Raw genomic sequence first — 25,456 nt, 5'->3', positions numbered from 1 at the left:
CCGTCCTCAAGATAACAACGTTACGCTATTACGTAGTCGTGCAACCAAACACTGTGTGCTGTTGTTTTGTTCTAAAAAATTATTTCTCGGGCTAGCCACGCAAGCTTTATAAGTAATTTGTATAAATGACTCATTTTAGACGTTGGTTATACCTTGAGTTTGCATATACAAATAAGTAGATATTTTGAGACTCATCTACTGTCAGAAAAACCGCTTATTTTCAGAAAACCCTTGTGTCAGAAAACCTTTGTATCTGAAAGCCTCTGTCTCAAAAAACGTTGTCTCAGCAAACATTCCCTGAGGAACCTTTCCCTGAGAAACACAGTGTCGTGAAAATTTATACACTATAACACCTCTGCGAATCTAGCTGTTGTGCATAAGAACGAAAACAAGAGCTTTCAAAAATACATATCACCGCGCGCAATGTTGTTTTAAGCGACCGGTTGAAAACGAATTCGTTTTTAACCATATATGTACTTTATTTGATACGTTACTGTCTGATTTATCATAAAACGGCAACGCCATTCACATTTTCGCGACACGAAAAACCACACAGCGACCCAAGCGGCCGCCCATCTGCAAATTGCGCCAAAAACTTGTATACTGTTAAAAAATAATAACCGTAATATTAATTCAATATTTATCTAAAAAAGCCGATAAAATTTGTACTGAATTAAATGCACCCAAGAATATATTGGATAGATTTCTTTATCTTCCTAACAACCTACTCGCGGCTCACTCGCAAACTGAATCTACCATTCACCCACATTAGGCATTGATAACCACGGTTCTTGAGTTGGTAATGATTCACCAGATTGGAGAAGCTCGATAGAAATATTGTCGGGTGAACGAAGGAAAGCCATGCGTCCATCTCGTGGAGGGCGATTGATCGTAACTCCACTATTTTGGAGGTGCTCACAAACGCGATAGATATCATCTACCTGAAACGCCAAATGGCCAAAATTCCGCCCGCCTAAATACTCTTCAGCATCCCAGTTGTAGGTCAACTCAATCGTTGGAGAAATGGTAGTTCGTGCCTTATCCAGGTCACCACCAGCCGCCAAATACACTAGGGTAAACCTACCTTGTTCACTCTCAATTCTTTTGACCTCAGTCAAACCAAGCTTGTTGCAGTAAAAATCAAGCGATTCGTCCAAATCTTTGACTCGAACCATTGTGTGTAAATACTTCATATCTTCCTCCAAATATCTCTGATCACATAACAACCAATGCTAATTTGAACCCGACGAGGTATAAGCCATACATTTATTAATGATTTTTATATGACAATGGCGTGACATTACATCAACGCAGTTGCACGTCTATTCGATATTTATAATGTTCAAAGTTCAACATTAGCAATGATTCAACAACTTTTGATTTAAACCAAATTTATTTAGCTTGCCCTATCTTCCCATGCGTTCACATCAAAATGAATAAAAATAACTTTTGACATTTCGATATTCACTACCAAAAAATACTTAAAAATACGCGGCAGAAACACCTTAAACTGCGTTTTTAGCTTTACTGTTCTTGATAAAAAACCGCAAAAAAATAAAAACCACCTCTGTTTTAAGACTTTTAAATTTAAACGGAAAAAATAAAAAAATGCGGAGAATTAAAAATTTAATCCAGATCAATATTAATGATCTATTCTTCATTAATCTGCTTACCGAATTAAAGACAACGAGAGATTACTGTAATGAAAATGGCTTCTAAAATTTTTACCTGCACTGCTGCTATTTCTGCTTTGTTTTTATCGCCTTTATCTTTTTCTTACGAAGCCGGTGATTTCGCATTCCGCGCAGGTGTAACCTTAGTGGAACCAGACGAATCAAGCGATAGAGTAGAAATTAATGGCGATACTCTGTCACTAGCAGGCGGTACTTCAGAATTAGGTGTTGATCCTGACACTCAATTAGGTGTTACGTTTGAATATTTCTTAACTAAAAATTGGGGTATTGAGCTACTCGCTTCCACGCCATTCACTCACGATGCCGAAGGCCAAGGTGAACTGGCTGGACTTACTATCGCCGAAGCGACCCAACTTCCACCAACATTGAGCTTAATGTATCACTTCGATCAATTCGGAAAATTCGAGCCTTACGTTGGCGCAGGTGTTAACTACACCATCTTCTTTGACGAAGACATCGATTCCGAAGCGGCGACTGCACTTGAAGGTATTGCTGGTTTAACAGGTGGCGATGTAGAACTCGACGATTCAGTTGGTCTTGCGCTACAAGTTGGTTTTGATTATCACATTGATGATCACTGGTTAATTAACGCCTCTGTTCGATACATCGATCTAGAAACAGAAGCAGAAATTACCTTCGACGATGGTACTGTGATCAGCGCTGATGTTGATATTGACCCTTATGTTTACACCATTTCTGCTGGTTACAAATTTTAATTTTCACAGAAAATAGAAAAATTTTACCGCATAAAAAAACCACTCTTTGAGTGGTTTTTTTGTTTCCCAGTATGTCTATATAGCTTTTATACCCAGCATTGCCTTAATGGTTTCAACCGCGTCGATAACATGTTCGGCGTCCCCCGTAGCCCTTTTTATCAACAAAGCACCTTGAAGCGTATTTAAAATCCAGCCCGCCGTAGCAGCAGGGTCGCGATTGGATTTTATTTCACCATTGGATTGGCCTTGAGAAACTTGATCTTTCAACCAGGCTTTTTGTTCATTAAAAAAGTCAGAGACTTGGGATTGAACGGCATCCGGGAGCGCAGCAAATTCACCAGCCAATGCACCACATAAGCACACTTGATCGCCACTTTCACCGAATTGAAGGTAAGGGGTGAAATACACCAGCAAATTATGAGAAACATTATTCTCAACGCCTTGAGCTTTTAACAACTCTAAAAAGCCGCTTCGATAACGTTCCACCACAGCGGCAACCAGCGCTGCTTTGTTGGAAAAGTGATGAACAATGCTCGGCTTTTTAATACCAACTCGGCGGGCGATGTCGTCAAAGCTGATCGCACTGTAGCCGCGCGTTTGAATTAATTCTTGGGTTACATTGAGGATTTTGTCGGATGTGCGCTCTGTAGCCATAAATCTAACTGCTTGTGTTATACGCTGAGCACAAACAGTAACGGCTTCACTGACTTGGGTCAAATGAAGCCGCTTGTCTAAAGATTCATTCACAGGAATCTTATATCATTCCGAGTAATACCAACGCGAGAATGATCTGACACACAAGTCCCGCAGCGAACAGTAACGTTCTTATCATTGGCACACCAATAAGATACACAACATAGTGAGCAGCACGAACAAAAAAGTAAGCCGCCGCTACTTTCGCTGTTAAATCACTGTTGAGTTGACCCACCTGAATTGCCAATACGAGCGTTGCAAAAATAGCTAACCCTTCCAAAGCATTCATATGCGCTCGCTGAGCACGAATCGCCCACGCATTATTAACTGGTTCCACGGCGCCGGTATTTCCCAGAGTCGTTAATAAACCAAGCTCAGCAATTCGATTTATCACATAAGGTAACCACATGAGTGCGGTCATAAGTGCCGTTGCTGTTAACCAAACTAATTCTTGAGACATGGCTCCACCTATTTGTTGAAAAGGATGTGTAAGAAGTATTCGAACAGTAGGTTAATCGATCACAAATCACTTGTCTACCTACCGATAGGTATATATATTAATAAACAACGAAATTGTTCGTATTATTTGATTTACATCGCAAAGACGTTAAATCCAATTTGGGAGAGGCACGGCTTAAGAAAATTTGATCAGACAATTGATGAGTCGACAATTAATACAGAAAGCTTACTGCGTGTTTTGAAAGCGCTTTGCTTAAACCACAAACTAATCGTCAAAGTTTTGTTATAAACCCAAAATCGTCCACACGAAAAAAGACAATTCTTTTACACAAATTAATCTTTTCTATTCATAGTAGTTAGAAAACTGTGTTACGGTTATTTCATTATTGTATTTATCAAACAATATTTAACGAGTTATTGAGCATTAGATAGACAAAACTGCAATATTAAATTATTCATTAAAGACACATTTAATTCGAATAAATTAACCTCTTTGTCCGCGGTAAAAATAGGGCCTTTCCTGGAGTATTAAAGTATGACGCCACTATCTTCTGTACCTCCATCAATGAGGATGAAGGATTGGTTTGTTCTTACTTTTTTATCATCTTTGTGGGGAAGCTCTTTCTTTTTTATAGAAATAATTATTCGAGACATTCCAACAATTACTTTAGTAGCAATTAGGTTAATACTATCCGCAGTAATACTTTATCTAATATTACTAATTTCAGGGAAAAACTTACGTTTAGATAAATCATTAGTTGTTGCATTTTTTGTAATGGGATTGCTCAACAGCATTTTGCCCTATTCACTGATTGCCTGGGGGCAGCACTATGTTAGCTCAGGAATGTCGGCCACATTAATTGCATCAACACCGCTGTTAACTGTAATCGCGGCTCATTATCTAACCCCGGATGAAAAAGCCACAGCCAATAAAATCATTGGTGTAATCGTTGGATTTTTAGGCGTGGCAATCATGCTGAAAGATCAGTTTTCTGTGGATGACAGCGAGCTATTGATCGGAAAAATAGCCATGATAATAGCGGCTAGCTGTTACGCCAGCGGTGCTATTTATTCAAAGAAAGTTTCGAAATACGGTATGTCACCGATTGAAACCGCAACGGGGCAAATGGCAGCTGGAGCGATTTTATTAACACCCTTTGCTTTAGTTATTGACCAACCTTGGCTTTTGCCAACACCGAGTCTAGATACCGTGTTAGCCATGTTGGGATTGGTTTTACTATCATCTGTTCTCGCATACATTTTATTCTTTAAACTAATGAAAACAGCCGGGGTCACCAATTTAATTCTAGTAGCGTTCTTGATTCCGGTTAGCTCGATTATATTAGGCGTTCTATTTTTAAATGAAAACTTTACCCTAGCTCACGCATTGGGCATGCTCTTTATTGGAGTTAGTTTAACTATAATTGATGGCCGTGCTTTAAAATCTCTCCGCAAAGCGCACTAAAAAACGACAGTATGACGATGGAATACTGAGTCATACTGTCGTTTATTTCGATGTAATCAACTAGAATTCTTTCGCTATTTTTGCCTTACGAACTAATTGAATAAATTCAGTTCGATAACCAAACAGATCATCCCCCTTGGTCGTTTGCGCAAGATTGATCACATCATCGTAGGTGAATTCACCAGTGTATTTTCCTCCTCTTAATACCTGGGCAAACCCTGCTACGGCAATTGAGAAATTCGCTTCTCGTAACTGAACCTGAGACACTTTTTGATCTTTTAAAATAGGCATTTCTATAAGATTCGAAGTCGACGCATTGGGTAACTTATAACGTATTTTTAAGAATCCATATTCTTTGGCCAAAGTATTTTCTATCGATGTTTCTGCCTCCTTAGAGTCACTATAACGACTGTTGGAATGTAATCCGGATTCAGAACCTACCGGAGTAATTTCATACACCGCCGTTACCGAGTGACCGGAACCAATATCGCCAGCATCAACCTTGTCGTTACTGAAATCTTCAGTCGCTAATGCACGCGTTTCATAACCCAATAATCGATACTCAGAAACAGTGGCTGGATTAAACTCGACTTGAAGCTTCACATCCTTAGCAATCGTGAACAACATAGCACTCGCCTGTTCCACCAATACTTTTTGTGCTTCTCCCAATGTATCGATGTAAGCCGCAACACCGTTCCCATTTTGAGCCAACTCTTGCATCAGGGTATCGTGATAATTACCTCGACCAAACCCTAGTACTGACAAGAAAATACCCTGTTCACGTTTGCGCTCGACAAAGCCTTTCAGTTCATCGACGTTGGTAATACCAACGTTAAAATCGCCGTCGGTTGCCAGAATAATTCTATTAACTGCTTTCTTATCGAATTGAGTTTCGGCTAATTCATAAGCCCGCTGAATTCCCTGCGCTCCAGCCGTAGAACCCGTTGCGGTTAAGTTTTTAATGGCTTGAAGTATTTTATCTTTTTCTTTAACCGGGGTTGGCTCTAACACTGTGCCGACCTGCCCGGCATAGACAACAATGGCAACCGTATCGTCTTCTTGTAATTGCGATAACATAAGCTCAAAAGATTGTTTTACCAAAGGAAGCTTATTCGCCTGATTCATCGAACCCGAAACATCCAGCAAAAACACCAAATTCGACCGAGGCAACTTTTCTTTTGGCAATTCATAACCATTAATACCGATATGAATTAATTTATTTCCAGATTTCCAGGGAGAGTCAACCACCGTAATTGACGATCGAAAAGGAATATCCGCCGAATCTACAGACGGATAGCTATAGTCGAAATAATTGACCATCTCTTCTAAACGTACAGAATCTTTCTTTGGTAACACACCCGAATTTAATTGACTACGAACGTAAGAGTAAGATGAAGTATCGACATCCACAGAAAAAGTAGACACCGGTTGCTCATTTACTTTTTTTACCGGATTAGTTTCCAAGGTTTTAAATCGATCGTTTTGAGTTGCAACCTCAGGAACGATCGAGTCATCAATAATTGGTTTACTGGTAATCGTTCTTAATTCTGTTCCTTCGGCAAACGCTTGTGTACGGCTGCGATGAACACTCTGAGGCGCAACCGGACTTGAAGACAATTGTGGTACAGCAGCGACAGAATCCGCCCCTACAATCGGTTCTTGGCGCGATAACTCCGCTTCGAAAACTGTGTTTGTATCAGATTCAATCAATGCTTCAGAAACTGCACTATCGACACTGTTATCTGAAAACTGACGCATTATTTCTTGCTGATTTTCAGTAACAGCTCTGTGCTCCAATGGCGTCACTGTTGGAGCGATATATTCCTGAGTATTTTCTGGTTTATAAGATTCTGAGACATAGGATTCTGACGTATAAGATTCCGAAATGTATGTCTCTGAATTTTTAAGCACCGTAACACTCAAACCAACCACAAAAACCGCCGCAATTGCGCCACTGTAAACCCATCGCTTCGTCATTTTATCGCCCTCATTCATTAAAGATTTGAGCGTGAGACGTAGCCTCTGAAAAATTCCTTGGCGATTCGCGTTACTTTCTTCTACAACACCATCTTCGACAACATTATCTTCGACAACACCATCCGATTGGGCTGCCATAAAGGCTTGCATTGCCAAATCTTTATCGTGTTGTTTTCTCTGATGGCTGGGTGAATTTGGCATTGTGCTGAATAAGTTATCTAATTCATCGGATTTTTTTGAAGAATTCATAATGATCAACACTCCTTCGCACTAGCAATAAATTGACGTGCTTGATGAATACGCCAAGAAACCGTTGACTCTTTTACCGATAAGATTTCTGCCGCTTCTAAATGACTTAAACCCTCTCCGAGCACCAGGATTACAGCTTCTTTGTAACCTTCGCCCATGGATTGAATTTGCTGCAAAATTTGTCTTAACAAAATCCAATTAAAACTGGTGTTCTCAGGAGACTGAAATTCTTCCGGCGCATGCGCCGTATCGACCGAATCATGGCTGTGTTTTTGCTGAGCGCGTTGCCAGTCTTTTGCACAGTTAATGACTAACCGATACAGCCACGTGGAAAAGGCAGATTCAAACCGAAACTGTTTAATATTCTGCGCCAATTTAATGGAAGATTGTTGCGTGATATCTGCCGCATCATCTGGGTCGCCAGCCCACTTAAGCGCATAGCGATACATAATGTCATAACAATAATCGAATACTTGCGCGAACGACGATTGATCGCCCGCTTGAGCACGTTTTATCAGCTGATCCAAATCCACAATTTATGCTCCACTAGAGGATAAAAATTTAGACGCGATAAGATTGAAATTCCTTGGAAAAAAATACGAAAATTTTTACCCAGGGTCCTAGTCAGCCCTATGGTAAAGAAATTTGGCCAGAAACTGCAGGGTAAAACGCAGGGATAAAAGAACGGATGTTATATCGAGGAAACGGGGAAAGGTACAGAACGAGAAAAAAGCCGGTTCCAACTCATGAAACCGGCAAAACGACAAATCAACAACACATAACTATTAAAACAAGTTCACATTAGCCTCTAAGAATGTTTTATCCACAGAGGCTGGTCGGAGAGACAGAAGTTAAAGCACAGATTTTGGATCGACGAATTCATAACCCAAAGCGTCAGCAACTGCTTTGTAAGTCACCTTGCCATCGTGTACGTTTAACCCTTCAAGCAAGTTCGCATCATCCAACAACGCTTTTGCAGCTCCTTTGTTAGCAATCTGCAGCGCGAACGGCAAAGTCGCATTGGTTAACGCCATTGTTGACGTACGAGCAACACCACCGGGCATGTTGGCAACACAATAGTGAACAACACCGTCAACCACGTACGTTGGGTTTTCGTGAGTGGTTGGCTTAGAAGTTTCAAAACAACCGCCTTGGTCAATTGCTACATCAACAACAACCGCGCCTTTTTTCATGCGAGAAATAATATCGCGAGTCAGCAGTTTAGGTGCAGCAGCACCAGGAATCAGAACAGCGCCGACCACCATGTCGGATTCTAGTGCGTACGATTCAACAGCTTCGGTGGTTGAATAAACACAATTTAGTGTGCCGCCAAACTCGGCGTCTAATTGACGTAAACGCGGTAATGAACGATCAAGAATAGTGACATTTGCACCCATACCAACCGCAATTCGGGCCGCTTGGGTTCCAACAACACCGCCACCGATAATAAGTACTTTAGCGGGAGCAACACCAGGAACGCCACCTAACAATGTACCCAAACCACCTTGCGCTTTTTCCAAATGATGGGCGCCCGCTTGAATCGACATACGACCAGCAACTTCTGACATAGGCGCAAGCAGTGGTAAGCCACCGTTGTTATCAACAACCGTTTCGTAGGCAATACACGTAGCTTTCGATGCAACCAACAATTCGGTTTGCTGTGGATCTGGAGCCAAATGCAGGTAGGTAAATAAGATTTGGCCGGCGCGAAGCATTTTACATTCAACAGGCTGCGGCTCTTTCACTTTAACGATCATTTCTGCGCGGTCAAAAACTTCTTTCGCTGCGCTGACGATTTCAGCGCCCGCGGCAACGTACATGTCATCACTAAAGCCTATGGAGTCACCGCATAGCGTTTCGACAATTACTTGATGACCAGCATCGACTAATTCACGAACACCCGCCGGAGTTAGACCAACACGGTATTCATGGTTTTTTATTTCTTTTGGTACACCAACTAACATTTTTATTATCTCCCGAATAAAGAACGAGTAAATCGCCCATATCAATGTGATACGACTATTTTATGGAGAATCAAGCAGTTGAAATATAACTATATTTAGCTAATTATAGTTAAATCCTCCAATCAAGGTGATCAAAAAACACTCAAACAGTAAAAATCACCTTATCAACATTCGAACCAATATCAAAGCCAAAATATGAACGAACTTGACCGAATAGACAGGAACATCATTCGAATACTGCAGAAAGAAGGCAGGCTCACCTACGCAGAGCTATCAAGGCGCGTTGGGCTAAGCACCACACCATGCGTTGAGCGAGTAAAGCGGCTAGAAAAGAAAGGGGTTATCAGAGGTTATACCGCACTCATTGACCCGGATTTTCTGAAGGCCAGTTTAGTAGTATTCATTCAATTTAGATTGACGCGCGAGCCTAAAAATATTTTTGAAAAATTTCGCGATGCCGCAAAAGCCTTAGAAGAAGTTCAAGAATGTTATCTGGTGTCAGGCAGTTTTGATTATTTAATTAAAGCGCGTGTTCAAGATATGAAGGCTTATCGAAAGTTTTATGGTGAGACCTTGCTAACATTACCGGGTGTTCAGGAATGTACAAGCTACGTGGTAATGGAAGAAGTAAAAGATACGCTGGAAGTACCGGTTAATTACGGGAATTAAAAAAGCCGTCGAGCGGACGACGGCAAGACTTAACACATTAAACAAACCACAATCTAACTTAGGAACTAGAGTTAGACATTACCACTTAAAAAACTTTTTCCTTGGCGCGAAACAACCGTGAATTGGCTTACCAAAACTGGTTGCAGGCTCTTGTAAAAGCTCGCCAGAAGTTGGCCATAGCATTTGTACGCCAGCGTAAACACCGGTTGGAGCGTTTGCGAATGTACCAGCTGGTGATGCACCGTAGAGTTGGCCGTCCCAGTGATAGAAACCAGCAACAAAGCTAGAACAAGAAGCAGCGCCATTTTCACACGCACGAACTAAATCGTAAGAAAGATCGAATTCTTTGAACGCACAACCGTTGTCATCGGTAACGGTGAAGTTAGGCACACCGCCTAATGGAATGACGTAACCACTTTCTTCTTCACTTAATGGATTGAAAACACCGCCGTCCCAGAAAGAATAAACAGCATTTGGAAATGCGTTACGAATAGTAATTCTTACGGTGGAGGTTCCATCTCTCTTTGATTTAACCGTCACAAGGCCCGACATTTCTTCCCACTCGCCCACGGTCGGATTATCGTTAACACCTTTGCGACGGCTTGGTGCTGGTTCTGCAGGACCATCAGGGAATGCAGGAAGCACAATACGGTCATCCGTATTTTCAAAACCAAAGAAGTTATTGCCAATTTGATCAAGGGTAACGTTTAGCAAACTTTCATCAACACGGCCACCTGGGTTAAAGAAATCCAAGAAGCCACGAGTCGTCGCAACATTACGGCTACGATCAGTTTCTGGAGTAATCACACCAGAATCTGCAGCGCCGTCTTCTTCAAGAACACCAATTTCGCGAGGGTTTTCGAACAACTGGCCAATTGTTGGAGAAACACTACTGTAATCACCAATCGGACTACCGTTGTAGAAATTCACACCGTGAGCAACGTGACCTTCAATTTTTGTAATGCCTGCATCAACCATTGATGACGCAAACAAACCCAATACCGCGCAGGCTGTTTTATTCAGTTTCATCTAAGCACCTTTCACCGATTTAACCGCTGTAAATAAATTTAAAAGCTAAATTTGTTAGATAACCGCGTGAGTTTTAGATAAAATTAAGCAGATAATTTTATTAATCGCGTAAAGAAATTAATCTTTAAAATTACGATTTAAACTCAATCCAACATGTGCAATTAAGATAGTGAAATTGTTGGACATTAAAAATACCAAAAACATTAACTGTGTGTTTTAAATTTCTAACCTCATCTAAAAATTCGGGCATGTTAAAATTTAAGTAGCCCTCAACTATACGTGGAGTACATTCAGTGCCATACATCAACTTACAGCTAATTAAGTCAGACGCGAATACCAATGAGAAAAAAGCCGAATTAATTAGCAAGCTCACACAAGTTTTAGTAGACGTTCTAGATAAAAAACCCGAGTCTACTCACGTGGTAATTAGCGAGATCGAAGCAAACGATTGGGGCGTGGGCGGAATACAAGTATCTGAACGCAATAAATAGCGTAAAAACAGAAAAATTCGTTTTATTACAATTTAATTAAAAAGGCCGTATTGTTTAATACGGCCTTTTTTGTGTTTACAACCTTGCCATTAATATTTCTTAAAGAATTTACGTTTTGGATTAAAACATCCGTGAATGCGAGGACGTTTAAATTGTGTAGCAGGTTCTTGTAAATTAGTTCCAGTGATATTAAAGAACATATGAATACTACCAACGATACCGGTCGGTACATCAGCAAAGTTTCCAGTCGGTGCAGCACCGTACAATTGGCCATCCCAGTGGTAGAAACCAGCAATTAAGTTACTACAAGAAGTTGCGCCAACTTCACAAGCACGGGCAAGATCATAAGCCACATCGAATTCTTTAGTAACACAGCCGTTCTCATCGGAAATAGCCGCGTTAGGAATACCACCTAAAGGTACAACATAAACCGACTCATCAGCCGTTAAAGGGTCGTACTGACCTAGATCCCAGAAAGTATATACAGCTTCAGGAAAACCATTTCGAATCGTCACGCGAACGGTAGAGGTGCCGTCGTCGTGAGAATCAATCGTCATTAAACCGCTCGCTGTTTCCCAATCGGCAACAGTCGGAAATTCATTAGCGTCATTGACGCGGTAAGGTACTGGGCGTTCGAACGCTTGTTCAGGGAAAGAATCAGGAACAGCGCGATCCAGTACTGAATTAAAGGTAAATGCGTTACTGCCAATTGCACCAATGGGCTGATTTACTAAGGCAGGATCAACATTATTATTCGGATTAAAAAAGTCGATAAAATCTGTTGTAGTCGCAATTAATTCACTGCGACTGGTTTCAGGTGTAATAACACCCGATGCGCTCGCGCCTTCAATAAAATAACCCACTTCAATTGAAGGGTCAGCCAAAATACCCGCTAAAGGAGCAACTTCTGAGAAGTCGGCAATAACGCCACCGTTATAGGTATTTACGCCGTGAGCGACATGGCCAATGATTCGAGTTCTGTCCGCGTTGACAAAAGGTGCTGCTGCAATTGCAACACAGAGTAAGGATATTTTTCCAAGTTTCATAAGTATAATTCCGCTGGATCCTGTTAATTAGAATAAATTACTTATCTAGGGCCTGCTTACAAAAATTAATAAATGCTGTTAAAACTAATAATTTCTTCGACAAAATAATAGAACCAGATAATTTAAAATTCGCTCAAACACGCCTTAGCAAGTAATCACTCAACAATAAACCAGCGAAAAAATAAGCAATATCCCCGAAATTAAAAACAATTTGTTTAAATAAAACCCACAAAAAAAATGAATTGAAAATGCTAGTATTGTATATTTGCATGTCTATTTCTTTCAGACACTCAAGTACAATAAAATCGACAGGCATAAAAAAAGCAGGGTAAACCCTGCTAGCAAAGGAAGGAAATGGACAACGATAATTAAATTAATGCGAAGCGTTACATCAGTTCACGAATAATTTAGCTGGCTAATTTTGTTTTATTTTCTACTATGTGATTAACCAAACTTTCTAACGTCATCATAACAGCCGGCGGCATTGATTCAGGATCAATTTTCAAACCGTATTGACCTTCAAGATAAACGCGCAACTCGGTTTGTGTAAGGCTTTCTAGGTTTAGCTCATCGTCTAAATCAACAAAATCAATGTGAGAGATCATTAATTGATTTTTTAATGCGTCGCGAACTTCTTTTTCGATTACTTCTTTTTCATCAGACATAATATATAACCTTACCTATCGTTATTGATAAACCGCAGCTGAACTTTTCTTACCAGTCGCTGTTCTTGGTATTTCGTCAACAAACACGTATTCAGATGGAATGGCCGATTGCGGCAACTTATCAAGCAGCGCACGACGAACATCTGTCACGTCAATTTCGATATTGGCTTTGATAAACGCTTTTGCAATTTGACCACGGGTTTCGCAATGAACGCCGCAGACATTAGCGTCGACAACACCGTTAATTCTTCGCAACACAGATTCAACAGAAGACGGGAATATTTTTTCGCCGTTTTGCACAATCATTTCTTTAGCACGAGAAACGAAGAACAAATCACCGCCAACTTCACGGAATAAATCTTCCGTACGAACGATGTTTTCCGGCCAATCTGGCATGGTAAAACCCGCTTCGATGCCGTAGTAATAACCCAACATACGAGTATCGGTTTTAACCAATAATTCACCGTAATGACTGTCGGACTGCGGCTCTTCGAGCAATAACTCTACACCTTCCAGTGGCTTGCCCAATGGAACAATCTCTGAATCAGGAATAGTCTTACCGTCGAAACGCCAGGTCGCCACGCGAGGGCCTGCTTCAGTCAAACCATAAGTGCTGTAGAGTTCGCACTTAGGAAAACGTTTTTGCAGTTCCTTAGCAATGTGCGAAAACATAGCATCGCCGCCAAAGGTCATAACGCGCAATGAGGGAACATCGATATCCAATTGCATCGCAAACCAAGGCGTTAAAGAAAGAACTGATATCTCTTGCTCTCTTGCCCATTCTTGCGATAAACCAGAGGAGTTTCCGAGAAACACGAATTTTGCACCGGCCGCCAAGCTGCCCATTAAATTAGCCACTAAACCGTAGCTGTAATAAATAGGTAAAAATCCTGCAACTACATCGGTAGGTTTCAAACCCACTTCGTCAGCGTGTTTTTTAGCGTTGGCAAAAATAGAATCAGTGTTGTGTAGAATTGCCTTCGGATCTCCGGTTGAGCCAGAGCTGAATACAGCAATATTAACTCGATTCATACGCTCATCTTGAGAAGATAAAGGACGACTATTAGCGTCATCGTAAGCACCCAAGATTTTTCCGCCAAACAGTTTGGCTACGTCACAATCGCTGTCTAAATTTGCACGAATAGCAAGTACTGATGGCTTATCACCGTAGAAGGCACCAATACCGAATTTTTTTATAATACCGGTTGTTTTTGCAATTGGGTCGTGGGGATTACCCACAAAAACAACACCACCTGCTCTCAATACAGAAAAAAGTAGTACCACACTAGCAACATTATTGCTCAGTCTTACCAAACAAGATGTGCCAGCTTTTAAACCAGAATTGGTGATTTCTTCACTTCCACGAATAACCTGTTGAACGAACTCTTCACCCGTTACTTCCGATTTTGCATCTGCTAGTACTACATTTTTTACGTTACTGACAGCATCCAAAAATGCTTGAATTGTCATAGAAAAGGCCTCACCTAGGAATTTGGTATTGAAATCAGAAGTCCCATAAAGCTTGTTACTTGATGAAGCGATCAATAGTTTCTAATTCGGAATATCGCTCAAATGTTTTGAATGGATCGCAGGAACTAACCCAAGGATAATCGAGAAGATTGGACTGTAAATTCGTCAACCAATTATCTTCTTCAGCCGCGAACGACACCATTTCAAGAATTGTAATTTCTAATCGTCCTACTTTTATGTCAGTACCTTCTTCCATAAAATACCAACTGTAATAGCCGGCACCAATTCGAGTATTTGACGTTTCTCGCTCGGTCATGGTCACCAGCCATCGCTGTTGTTTAATTGCTTTTTTATCCAGCAAAGACTCCACATCGGAATCTACGTAATAGCTTTTTACGTCTTTAAATTTGTCATGAAACTCGCCGAACATTTCGGTCGATATATTCTTTGCCCCGGTTAAAACGTCAGGGAAATAAATATTATTAGGCTTGATATCAAATACGACATCCGCGTGTTTAGTGAACACCGACTCTAGTACATTAGGTTTAACATTATCTTTACCGTTCATGTATTGTTCTAGTAAAAACCGCGCGTTGTTTGCATTCATATTTACATCATTCCTAATTGAAAACTGTAGAGATTAATTAAATCCAAATTCCGTCGTAAACCTTTGGATTTGCACGTAAAATAATTGATTCAACTTCAATACAAGGTTTAAAAGTTAAACCGTATTTGTTCGGTTGGTCGTAATGTTTAAAGTCACGCACTCGACCTTCCATTTTCACTCGCATATTTTTGCCTTCGCCTTTATCGAGTGCCCAAACCGCGAAATCTAATACACAACCTGGAGGAATTGGGTGGCCGTAGTTGGCTTTAATTTCTTTAAAAGCAGTGAAATCACCGTTTAAAGGGCCAGTCATTGCGGTAAACATTAACGTGGCAATTTGGTTAATGTCTTGCGTTAAATTCGTACCAGGATACATTGCTGCATCAAAGAAATGACCGGCAAATACTGGATCTGAAATTGAAATACCACGCACTGCGTGTACCCAACCTTTTTCAAAATCGTGATCAGCGATCCAATCTACCCCTAAAGCCGGATGTGAGTGACGAAGGTATTTCTTACACTCAGTGTGACCAATCATACCGTCACCATGACCACTTAATTCACTGATGATATGGTCAAAACTCATTTCTTCATTCATTGATTAACCTCACATAAGAATAAAGGATTATAGAAAATCTATTTAATCTGTTAAAAACTCAATCTGCTAACAGCAACGTCATTTGACTAAAGGCTTGGTCTCTTAAAGGAACTAGGGCGGCATATTCTTCGCCAAACACAAAATCTTTTAGCCCTTGCTCAGATTCAAATTCAACCACCATGACAACTGCTGCAGAAAAATCACCGACTACGGTTTCGCTGACAACAGAACGAGAAGCAATACTGCCACCGAATTTTGCTAACAGCGCTTTTACACCTGCACCATATTCTTCAGCAGCTGATTTACCCTCTGGGTTTGGATTTGAAAGAACCAATAATTTTTTAGCCATAAAAATTCCTAAATGAACTTCGAACAGTTAATCAATTTCAAACACTGCAAACGGTTTCTCGTTTGCAGCGTTTATTAGACAAATAACTTAGTATTTGAAAAAGCTGCGTCGTGGAGTGCGACAACCGTGGATCGGCTTACCAAATCTTGTAGCAGGCTCTTGTAATAATTCACCATTTACAGGCCATACCATTTGGTTACCCGCGTAAACACCGCCAGGAGCGTTCGCAAACGTAGCTGCAGGAGACGCACCGTAGGCTTGTCCGTCCCAGTGATAGAAACCGGCAACATAACTCGTACACGATCCAGCACCTAATTCACAAGCACGGGTAATATCGTAAGGAAGCTCAACTTCACGGAATACACAACCGTTAGCATCCGTACGCACGACGTTTGGAATACCACCTAAAGGAACTGCGTAACCTTCTTCGGTATCAGATAGAGGACGGCTTGAACCGATGTCCCATAAAGTGAATACCGCGTTAGGGAACGCATCACGCAAAGTAATTCGTACAGTAGAGGTACCGTCTTTATGTACAACTGCTGTCATAACGCCGCGCGCTTTTTCCCAATCACCAACAGTTGGTGCTGCATTAACACCCGCTGAACGATAAACTTCTGGATCTTCTTCGACAGTGTCGAACGACGGTGGAATAATTCGATCATCTACCGCAGTAAAACCAAAGAAGTTACTACCGATTTGATCAAGAGGTACATTTAATAATGATAGATCGATTTCACCACCTGGGTTGAAGAAATCAAGAAAATCACGAGTAGTTGCAACTGGCAAAGAACGATCAGTCTCTGCAGTAATCACACCACCGTCAGTTCCTTCTGGAGCCCCTTCAATAAATACACCAATTTCACGAGGTGCTTCAAACAACCATTCTACGCCTGGAGAAGTCGAAGAATAATCCGCAATTAATTCACCGTTATAAACGTTAATTCCGTGAGAAATGTAACCAGGAAAAACCTGTACTTTTTTCGCCGCGAATGAAACAGAAGATACCGCCACGGTGAGAGCCACTAAACCAGCTTTGGCTAATTTCATTGTTCCTCCTAACCCTTTTGATAAAGACAAATTTATTTTCTTCAGAATGGATTAATTTCGGAATCCAACTGAGCAAAAAAGATATACGAAAGTCTTAAGCTTGGGTAACCCCCAATAAAGGAACTCTAAGTTTTAATTTTAAGAACACGCAAAAGGAAGGATTAAGAGAGGCTAATAAAATTAGAAAATAAATTATTTAATCTTCACAAATAATTTTTGATTTATATAACATTCATATAAAAAATCGGTAAAAACAACACCAATACGGTCACAAATTTATCAAAAGTATAAAAAATCTGTCTTGCTAGCGTAGAACTTGGTGATTTATTACCGCTTTATTAAAATTAAAATAACAATAGAAAACAACAGCGTCAACTTTAATCTAAATTAAAATTACGAAAAACGCACTATAAAAGGAATAAAAAAACGGATTATGCACACTGTAAGAGCTTTTATCTGTAATGAGATGTAATTGATTTTATTTTTATATTGATAACAAATAAATTAAATATCTATTTAGGAACTCAAACAGGAATATTAGGAAAAGTAGGTACTGGCAAAACACGAAAATAATTTTTCATACTTTGACACAGCTCACCGAAACAACATAAAAAAACAGCGGGTATTTTGCTAATGTTTGGAGAAGATAAAACCCTGTCTATAGAAGACAGACTAGCTCGTAAAATCATCAAAAGATAATTAAGAAAATACCGATAGTTGGAAAAGGAAAGAAGGAAGGAAAACACCTCTCCCAACAGAATGAGGGAGTAGAGGTTATTAAATATTAAATCCTGGCAAATCTTTCGCTATAGCCTTTATTTCGGAAATTTTTGTTTCAATAGAATCGATCAACACTTTGATCTTTTTTGGAACTTTGCCGTGATAAGGATGAACAGCGTAAACAGGCCAACACGTGCACTTTATTTCTGGGAGTATTTGTACTAATCGCCCGGACTTTATCAGGTGAACGGCAAAAATATCGGGCAACATACCAATTCCCATTCCAAGCTCCACCATTTTGCACGCAGCTGGCAATGTGTTGGCTCGCATGTCTTGTGGAACATCAAACGCGATTACGTCATCTTCACCTTTTTTCTTGAAGTTGTATTGCGTCTTAATTTGCTGCCAACCTGCAGCAACCCACTTATGATTGTACAAATCACTAATATCATTAATGGGATCGTTGCGCGCAATATATTCAGGTGACGCACACAACACGTCACTGATCGTGCCAATACTACGCGCACGATAATTACTATCATTAAGTTTTCCAAGATGGATCGATACATCGATATTGTTTTTTATCAGATCCAAAGGTCGATCGTCGGTGATAATGCAGGGTTTAATTTGAGGGAATTGTTCACAATACTCCATCATAACCGGCAAAATAATATGCTGTTCTAATGAATGAGGAGCCGTTATTGATAACGCACCTTTTGGTTGTTGATCAATCTCTTGTAATTCGTTGAAAGACTCAATTAGATGGTTATTGATGAGGTTACAATACCAAAAAAGTCTTTCACCCGCTTCAGTCAGTTGAATACCTCGTGTTGACCGGTTCAATAATTGAACCTGCAACCGCTCTTCCAAACTTGTGATATGTAAGCTTGTGCCAGATTTTTTGAGACCCAGCTTTTTTGCACCTTCAGTAAAAGACCCTTGCTTCGCCACTTCAAGAAAAATAATCAATCTTGGCAAATCTTTTAAATCATACATTGTAGCGTCAAATACCTTTAAATTACTTTGAATCCTGCAAGATCGAGGGAATCACATCGCCTAACAAACGTTAGCTAGGCGATACGATTTTGATTGTTCAGTGGATTAATATTTACTCAGCCAGAACGTCCTGTCTATCTGGGACACAGTAATTTTCATCTGATAAACCAATACAAAAAATCAGTAATTTAGCTTTTTATTTTTATACACAGTATTCGTAAATGCCGGGTATATAAAAGCTAAACACTTTACCTTCGTTATTTATAAAGTAATTATCAGAACTTGCGGCTATAATCATCAAAACTGAAACGATGCAGATCATTCATTTCGTATATTTGTTTACGGATACTCACCAAGAAATACATGTCGATATTATCTCACAAGCATCTAGGATATTCGCTCACAACCGTCTAACAAATTTAGATTCGTCACACTCCATTGCGGAACTAATTCAAGTCCTAGCACAAATTATCAATAAGCGTACTGTGATTTAAACCAGGGCAAATAAAAAATATCGACGCCATTTGCGGTACCTCAAAGCGATGAAAAGAAAGTGCTTAAGAAATAGAGCCTAAGAAAAAGCCTGCAATTTAGATTCCGAATAAGACGCTCGAATCATTCTTCACAACGCAAAAAAATAATCCAGTAACAACGCCGATTTTTGAAATAAAAAAAGGACTATGAGAGATCGAAGAGGTTTAATGCAATATTGACCAGCGTAAACCTAAACACAATGAGTGCACGATAGGTTTACGCTGTAACAAGATGGGTCACTCGCCTATATAACCACTAAACGAGATAACCATTAAGCGAGATAACGGTTAAGCGAGTTTTGTGCTGTTTAGTGATTGATCAGGCGTAGCAGATTTTGCAATTTTTATATTAAAAGCCGCAAATATAATGCTCATTAGGGGACTCAATAAGCAGAAGAAAGCAAACATCCAATAGTCACCTGTTGCAACAGTCAAAACGGTAGCGTGATAAGCGCCACAGGTATTCCAGGGAATCAATACCGAGGTAACCGTACCGGAATCTTCAATGGTTCGGCTTAAGTTTTGTGGCGCTAAGCCTCGTTCAGCAAAGCTATCTGCGTACATGCGCCCAGGTAATAATACGGCTAAATACTGGTCTGACGCAGAGAAATTAGTAAATAAACAAGTACCTGTTACCGCTGTGACCAACCCAGTTAATGACTTAACTCGCCGGATGAGTGCTTCGGTGATACTGCGCAAAAAGCCACTGCTTTCCATAACACCGCCAAAAGTCATAGCAGACAAGATCAGCCAAATAGTTCCCAGCATTCCCCCCATACCGCCAGATGTAAGTAACTCGTCCAACACCTCATTACCGGTGACTAGTTCAACGTCACCGTACAGCGTCTGCATGATACCAACGTAATAACTGTAAGATTCCGCTCCCGTTTGCTCACCAACCTCACGAATCAATTCTGGCTGAAAAATAAACGCAAACACACCACCCAGCAGGGTGCCTGCTAATAACGCTGGTAGAGCAGGCACTTTCTTAACGATCATCAAAACAACAGCAAGTGGCACCAGCAATAACCAAGCACTGATATTGAATTCGGAACCGAGTACTTGAATAATTTCGTCGATTGTTGAATCAGACGTATCTGATGAATAACCAAAACCAAAAATGATGTACAGCACCAATGCGATACCAATGGTCGGAATGGTGGTCATCGAAAGATATCGAATGTGTGTGAACAATTCGGCACCGGCTGAGGCAGAAGCGAGATTAGTGGTATCGGACAACGGCGACAGCTTATCGCCAAAATACGCTCCCGAGAGAATAGCGCCTGCAATGAGGCCAGGCTCAATTCCCAGTACCGTACCGACACCCATCAAAGCAATACCAATGGTTGCCGAGGTCGTCCAAGAACTGCCAGTAAACACCGATACCACCGCGCAAATAATGCAAGTCGCAAACAGGAAGATCACGGGCGTTAGAACGTGTAGCCCGTAGTAAATCATCGTTGGGATAATACCGCTGACCAACCAAGTGCCCGACAACGCCCCGACCATCAACAAAATGAGAATCGCAGGTGTTGCGAGTTTGATGCCGTTAACAATGCCCTCTTCCAGGGTTTTCCAATGAACGCCGGTTTTCATCGACAAGAGCGCAGCGATTGCAGCACTGACGATCAATATAATCTGATTCGAACCACTGATGGCCTCATCGCCGAAGATGAGAACGTTGACCGACAGGAGAATGATTAAGACAACAACGGGAACGGTGGCGATACCAACTGAAGGGGTTTTGGTCATAAATTTACCTAAATAACGGCTTATTTTTAATCTCGAGCTTGGAGCAGAAAGGGGCACTTCACTGTACCATCGTACTCGGCCAGTCTGTTTCTGAAAAAATCAGGGTAAGACTTGACCGAGACATGGAGCAAATTGGCCAATATCTAAGAAGCTTACCTAATTCCGATTTTTAGAACTAGGTTCACCGTCTACATCTCGATTAACGTTGATTTTTAAATACCAATTACAATCTCGGCACTAAAAATGACGAATAAATAAAGCCTTCCCCACAATCTATTGCTGGCGCGTATTGGTCTTACTTTTGAAAGTTGTAAATAGAACCCAATCTGAGCAACTGGGTAAGCTCATCGAGCGCCTCTCGAGACTCGGTAATTAATGACGGGTCGCGCAGGTCATTAGGAGACAATTCATCGCGATAGTGCTTCTCAATCCAAGCACACAAGCTCGAATAGAGATCCGCATTCAAAAACACATTCGCGTTCACATCGCGAATTTGGTCCTCAGACATTACCACTCGCAATCGCAAGCACGCAGGCCCACCACCGTTGCGCATACTCTGTTTTAGATCGAAATAAATCACTTGGTCAATGTCTGGGTGATCATCTTCAAGCCACTGCAAGTATTCTGAAACAGTTTTTGTATTCTTACACTCCGTGGGCGCAATAATCGTTGTTCCAGAAAAACCTGGCGGAGTAACCAGCTGCGTATTAAACAAATACGAGTTTACGGCATCTGAAATGGGAACCGCATCACAGGGCACCTCGATAAATTCAATGCCCGATTGATCAGGCACAGACTGAGAAAAATACGCCTTATTTAAGTCCTCTCGCACCCTATCGGTATCTAAAAACGCTTCTTCGTGATACATGAGCAAGTTACGATTGCCTACTGCGATGACATCGTTGTGAAATACACCTGCGTCAATAGCGGCTGGATTCTGTTGTGCGTATACGGTTTTTTTGGCATTCAATCCATGTTGACGGGCAATGACCTGGCTTGCTTCGAAGGTTTGACGGGCCGGAAACAATGTTGGCTTTTTCGATAACTTATTAAAGCTCTCGATACCGTACACGAAAAATTCAACGCCGCCGTCACCGTATTGCGGACAAAATCGCGTGTGATTGGCAGCCCCTTCATCAGCAAAATGAACACCACCCGGTAATGGATCGTGATGCACGTAGCCGTCACCGCGAAAAATGGATTTCAAAACCGTCGATGTCGTTTCAGACTCAATCGAGCGATGAAACATACTCGATAAATTTGCTGGCGTGAAATGCGTTTTACCATCGGTCGTATCACAATAAGGAGACACAGTTGCTGCATTAGCGACCCACATGTTTGACGCCGAATAAATCCCCTGCAATAAATAAGGTGCCGACGACAAAGTGTTCGTCAGTACAGCCTCATCGGTCGCACCTGAAATACCCAAGCGGCGCAAAGTAGGAATGTGGGGGCGTTCGTGTGGAGGTAAGACCGCTTGCTTAAGACCCAACTCAGACAACGCCTTCATTTTCTTTAACCCTTGAAGCGCTGCTTGTTTTGGCGAGGCCACCAAGCCACCATTTTTATCCGAAGCCACATTCCCGTGTGAAAGACCAGCGTAGTTATGGGTTGGACCAACCAAGCCATCAAAGTTTACTTCCCAAGCAACCGCACTCATAAAGACACTCCTGGTAATAGTTTTTCCGGCAAGGCGATGTGTTCACTCAACATAGAGGCCACCGGGTAAGCACAATAATCCGCCGCATAAAACGCACTCGGACGATGATTACCGCTCGCGCCAATTCCACCAAACGGAGCCGATCCACTCGCTCCCGTTAAAGGACGATTCCAATTAATTATTCCTGCTCGCGCTCTGGGGTAAAAATATTGCCACTGTTTTTTATCGTCAGAAATCAAACCCGAAGACAAACCGTATTTTGTATCGTTTGCCAGTGTTATGGCCGAATGTAAATCACTGGCCCAATAAACCTGCAAAATAGGACCGAAGCATTCTTCATCTAAAATGCCGTCTGCATCCGAAACGTCCCAAATTCCTGGCGTGAGAACAGCAGAATGATTATCCACCATTTGGCTAGTCACCACCGCTTTCGCACCGAGCGTTTCCAATTGTGATTGAAACGCTAAAACGCGATTGGCCGCGGAACGAGAAATAACAGGGCCGTAATAACTATCGTCACTGCCACCAATGACTAATTTTTCACACGCCGCACTTAATTCACGAAGCAGTTTTTTATTGGTGCCGCTCTCAATTAAAATTAATCGCCTTGCGCATGTGCACCTCTGACCAGCACTAATAAACGCCGATTGAATAATGGTGTATACCGCCGATTTAATATCGCTCACGCTACCAACCACTAAGGGGTTATTTCCTCCCATTTCTAGCGCTAATATTTTATTCGGAGCATGCGCAAATGACTGATGAATTCTCTCGCCGGTTTTCGAGCTACCAGTAAATAACAAACCTTTAATTCCAGAATGACTCGACAGGGCTTCGCCAACGTCGCCTCCCCCTTGCACTAGATTCACAACGCCATTTGGAAGCCCTGCTTTTTGCCAAAGGCGAACCATAAATTCTCCCACTGCGGGTGTGAATTCAGACGGTTTAAAAATAATGGTATTACCGGCAATAAGGGCGGGAACGATATGACCATTCGGTAAATGGCCTGGGAAATTATAGGGCCCTAGCACAGCAATGGCGCCGTGGGCCCGATGAGACAATTGCGTTTTAAATTCGCCTTTATCAGCCTCGATTACACCGGTTCTCTGGTGATAAGCATTAATTGACAAATCAACCTTACCAATCATTGAAGCAGCTTCGGTGGCGCATTCCCAAACCGGTTTTCCCGTTTCCAGATGAATAAGGGCCGCCAAATCGTTGCTACTGGATTTCAATAATTCTGCAAAACGTTGACACAACTCTATGCGGTATTCGATATCCGTCATGGACCAATCGATAAAGGCGTTACACGCGGCATTAATTGCTTGATTCAGCTGATTAGTGGAACAAGATGCTCCGTTCCAATACGACATTCCAGTCAAAGGATCAACGGATTCTATTGGTGAGGAATCACCGAGACACCACATGCCACCAATGAAAACTTCTCCGGTAATTTCACTACGCTCAAGTAATTCACAGCTTTGTAATTCGGTATTATTGGCAGAGACAGTCATAGTTTCACTCACCAAGTATGGGTTGAATATTTAGGTCTTTTTGTCGTTTTAATCGCTTTATCGCAACGGCAGAATAGAAACTTGATCGCCCGGTTGAATTCGGATCGCGTCAAAAACAGAGTCTTCAACGTGTATAGTTGAATCTTCTTGAATATGTACTTTTCCTATTGCTGCTCTGAATTCTTTAAAACGACAGTTACTGATGATGCATTCACTTGCATCACTCATGTTTGCTTCGTGCAAGCCTGATACAACAGCAAACTTATTAATACTATTGATCGACTCAATTCTATTTTTATCGCACTCGACAACTGGGCCAGCGTCGAAAATATCCACGGTATCGTGGTAATAAAAGCCTTCTTTCTCTAACAATTTTTTTGCGGCAGCCGCCTCTTTATTGGGCTTACCAATCACCGCTACCGCTTCTGGCGTTAACAACTCCAAATAAACCGGTAATCGTGGCATTAAATCGGAAATAAACTGAGATCCATTAACCGCACTGATAAAATCCGCTTTAAAATACGGCATGTTAAAAAACTTTTTGCCTAAGCTGTCCCAAAATGGCGAGCTGCCTTCTGCATCCAGCCAGCCTCGAATTTCAGCAAAGACTCGATCGCTAAAAATATCGGTGAATTCGTGCATAAACAAAAAACGAACACGCGAAAGAAATTGTCCGTTTTTGCCTTGCCGATGCCCTTCTTTCAAAAATAAAGAAACCAGTTCTGTATCGCCGGTAAAATCGTTGCATAAAATTAACGACGTGCTTTTTACTGTGATGTCTAACTCGGAAGATTTAGACACATGGCGAGACAAGCGATAGTTATAAAACGGCCTGTTCATTCCAACACCGGAATGCATGCCACTGGTGCCGACAATTTCACCACTTTCCATGTCTTCTAAAACAAAGAAATAAATGGCTTCTTTGTCTTTAACGGTAGGCGTACAGAAGCTTTCTTCAACTGCTTCTAACTTTTTCTGCCACGTTGATTTGTCAAAGGGCATAGACGTCATGCCACCGGGAATAGACTGAGATAATTTGAGTAGCTCAGGTAAATCCTGCCTCGTTGCTGGTCGAATAATCATTACGAAT

General features: G+C 41.3%; 23 protein-coding genes. 4 read left to right on the top strand and 19 right to left on the bottom strand.

The annotated features are described in order from the left end of the window. Positions 1 to 752 precede the first annotated feature (752 nt). Entirely contained in the window at positions 753 to 1,193 is a 441-nt protein-coding gene (locus tag LU361_RS08455) for a VOC family protein (protein ID WP_233088424.1), read from the bottom strand. A 509-nt stretch (positions 1,194 to 1,702) separates the two neighbouring features. Here LU361_RS08455 and LU361_RS08450 point away from each other — a divergent pair. Continuing rightward, a complete protein-coding gene (locus LU361_RS08450) occupies positions 1,703 to 2,410 on the top strand; it encodes an OmpW/AlkL family protein (RefSeq protein ID WP_233088423.1) in 708 nt (235 codons plus the stop codon). 75 nt (positions 2,411 to 2,485) lie between these two features. Here the strand turns inward: LU361_RS08450 and LU361_RS08445 are convergent, their stop codons facing one another. Then, positions 2,486 to 3,157, bottom strand: a complete 672-nt coding sequence (locus LU361_RS08445) for a TetR/AcrR family transcriptional regulator (RefSeq protein WP_233088422.1) — start codon at positions 3,155 to 3,157, stop codon at positions 2,486 to 2,488. Positions 3,158 to 3,164: 7 nt separating this feature from the next. Then, positions 3,165 to 3,563, bottom strand: a complete 399-nt coding sequence (locus tag LU361_RS08440) for an MAPEG family protein (RefSeq protein WP_233088421.1) — start codon at positions 3,561 to 3,563, stop codon at positions 3,165 to 3,167. Between the two features lie 534 nt (positions 3,564 to 4,097). Between LU361_RS08440 and LU361_RS08435 the strand changes: the two genes are divergently transcribed. After that, positions 4,098 to 5,027 carry a DMT family transporter gene (locus tag LU361_RS08435; protein ID WP_233088420.1) on the top strand — a complete coding sequence of 310 codons (930 nt, stop codon included), beginning with the start codon at positions 4,098 to 4,100 and terminating at the stop codon, positions 5,025 to 5,027. Positions 5,028 to 5,087: 60 nt separating this feature from the next. On the opposite strand, the gene LU361_RS08430 is transcribed toward LU361_RS08435, so the two are convergent. The 3 genes from LU361_RS08430 to ald all read right to left on the bottom strand — a co-directional run bounded on the left by LU361_RS08430 (position 5,088) and on the right by ald (position 9,217). After that, positions 5,088 to 7,253: a vWA domain-containing protein gene (locus LU361_RS08430; protein ID WP_233088419.1), complete on the bottom strand. Its 2,166-nt coding sequence runs from the start codon at positions 7,251 to 7,253 to the stop codon at positions 5,088 to 5,090. 5 nt (positions 7,254 to 7,258) lie between these two features. Continuing rightward, positions 7,259 to 7,786, bottom strand: a complete 528-nt coding sequence (locus tag LU361_RS08425; RefSeq protein ID WP_233088418.1) for an RNA polymerase sigma factor — start codon at positions 7,784 to 7,786, stop codon at positions 7,259 to 7,261. 318 nt (positions 7,787 to 8,104) lie between these two features. After that, on the bottom strand, positions 8,105 to 9,217 hold the full coding sequence (gene ald, locus LU361_RS08420; protein WP_233088417.1) for an alanine dehydrogenase: 1,113 nt from the start codon (positions 9,215 to 9,217) through the stop codon (positions 8,105 to 8,107). 195 nt (positions 9,218 to 9,412) lie between these two features. Here ald and LU361_RS08415 point away from each other — a divergent pair, with 195 nt between their 5' ends. Beyond that, complete coding sequence (locus LU361_RS08415) at positions 9,413 to 9,886, top strand: Lrp/AsnC ligand binding domain-containing protein (RefSeq protein ID WP_233088416.1); 474 nt, start codon at positions 9,413 to 9,415, stop codon at positions 9,884 to 9,886. Between the two features lie 78 nt (positions 9,887 to 9,964). On the opposite strand, the gene LU361_RS08410 is transcribed toward LU361_RS08415, so the two are convergent. Next, positions 9,965 to 10,915: a hypothetical protein gene (locus LU361_RS08410; protein WP_233088415.1), complete on the bottom strand. Its 951-nt coding sequence runs from the start codon at positions 10,913 to 10,915 to the stop codon at positions 9,965 to 9,967. A 293-nt stretch (positions 10,916 to 11,208) separates the two neighbouring features. Here LU361_RS08410 and LU361_RS08405 point away from each other — a divergent pair, with 293 nt between their 5' ends. Next, entirely contained in the window at positions 11,209 to 11,406 is a 198-nt protein-coding gene (locus tag LU361_RS08405; RefSeq protein WP_233088414.1) for a tautomerase family protein, read from the top strand. An 89-nt stretch (positions 11,407 to 11,495) separates the two neighbouring features. Here the strand turns inward: LU361_RS08405 and LU361_RS08400 are convergent, their stop codons facing one another. The 12 genes from LU361_RS08400 to LU361_RS08345 form a co-directional block, all read right to left on the bottom strand. Further along, complete coding sequence (locus LU361_RS08400; protein ID WP_233088413.1) at positions 11,496 to 12,452, bottom strand: hypothetical protein; 957 nt, start codon at positions 12,450 to 12,452, stop codon at positions 11,496 to 11,498. A gap of 407 nt (positions 12,453 to 12,859) precedes the next feature. Next, positions 12,860 to 13,117, bottom strand: coding sequence for an acyl carrier protein (locus LU361_RS08395; protein ID WP_233088412.1), 258 nt, complete (start codon positions 13,115 to 13,117; stop codon positions 12,860 to 12,862). Between the two features lie 21 nt (positions 13,118 to 13,138). Beyond that, positions 13,139 to 14,587, bottom strand: a complete 1,449-nt coding sequence (locus tag LU361_RS08390; protein ID WP_233088411.1) for a class I adenylate-forming enzyme family protein — start codon at positions 14,585 to 14,587, stop codon at positions 13,139 to 13,141. Between the two features lie 55 nt (positions 14,588 to 14,642). Beyond that, a complete protein-coding gene (locus LU361_RS08385) occupies positions 14,643 to 15,194 on the bottom strand; it encodes a hypothetical protein (protein ID WP_233088410.1) in 552 nt (183 codons plus the stop codon). Between the two features lie 37 nt (positions 15,195 to 15,231). Continuing rightward, the gene (locus LU361_RS08380) at positions 15,232 to 15,792 is read right to left on the bottom strand and encodes a hypothetical protein (RefSeq protein WP_233088409.1); all 561 of its coding nucleotides are present in this window, start codon (positions 15,790 to 15,792) and stop codon (positions 15,232 to 15,234) included. A 58-nt stretch (positions 15,793 to 15,850) separates the two neighbouring features. Beyond that, positions 15,851 to 16,141, bottom strand: a complete 291-nt coding sequence (locus tag LU361_RS08375) for a DUF1330 domain-containing protein (protein ID WP_233088408.1) — start codon at positions 16,139 to 16,141, stop codon at positions 15,851 to 15,853. An 87-nt stretch (positions 16,142 to 16,228) separates the two neighbouring features. Then, the gene (locus LU361_RS08370) at positions 16,229 to 17,191 is read right to left on the bottom strand and encodes a hypothetical protein (protein ID WP_233088407.1); all 963 of its coding nucleotides are present in this window, start codon (positions 17,189 to 17,191) and stop codon (positions 16,229 to 16,231) included. 777 nt (positions 17,192 to 17,968) lie between these two features. After that, complete coding sequence (locus LU361_RS08365; RefSeq protein ID WP_233088406.1) at positions 17,969 to 18,907, bottom strand: LysR family transcriptional regulator; 939 nt, start codon at positions 18,905 to 18,907, stop codon at positions 17,969 to 17,971. 821 nt (positions 18,908 to 19,728) lie between these two features. Continuing rightward, positions 19,729 to 21,192, bottom strand: a complete 1,464-nt coding sequence (gene nhaC, locus LU361_RS08360) for a Na+/H+ antiporter NhaC (protein ID WP_233088405.1) — start codon at positions 21,190 to 21,192, stop codon at positions 19,729 to 19,731. A gap of 295 nt (positions 21,193 to 21,487) precedes the next feature. Then, on the bottom strand, positions 21,488 to 22,852 hold the full coding sequence (astB, locus tag LU361_RS08355) for an N-succinylarginine dihydrolase (protein WP_233088404.1): 1,365 nt from the start codon (positions 22,850 to 22,852) through the stop codon (positions 21,488 to 21,490). Next, positions 22,849 to 24,366, bottom strand: coding sequence for a succinylglutamate-semialdehyde dehydrogenase (gene astD, locus LU361_RS08350; RefSeq protein ID WP_233088403.1), 1,518 nt, complete (start codon positions 24,364 to 24,366; stop codon positions 22,849 to 22,851). The genes astB and astD overlap by 4 nt, the downstream gene beginning before the upstream one ends. Positions 24,367 to 24,423: 57 nt before the next feature. After that, positions 24,424 to 25,449: an arginine N-succinyltransferase gene (locus tag LU361_RS08345; RefSeq protein WP_233088402.1), complete on the bottom strand. Its 1,026-nt coding sequence runs from the start codon at positions 25,447 to 25,449 to the stop codon at positions 24,424 to 24,426. Positions 25,450 to 25,456: the final 7 nt, after the last annotated feature.

Origin of the sequence: Sessilibacter corallicola, assembly GCF_021290925.1 — a bacterium.
GTDB classification, from domain to species: Bacteria; Pseudomonadota; Gammaproteobacteria; order Pseudomonadales; family Cellvibrionaceae; genus Sessilibacter; species Sessilibacter corallicola.
This window is presented reverse-complemented; position numbering and strand designations above follow the sequence as displayed.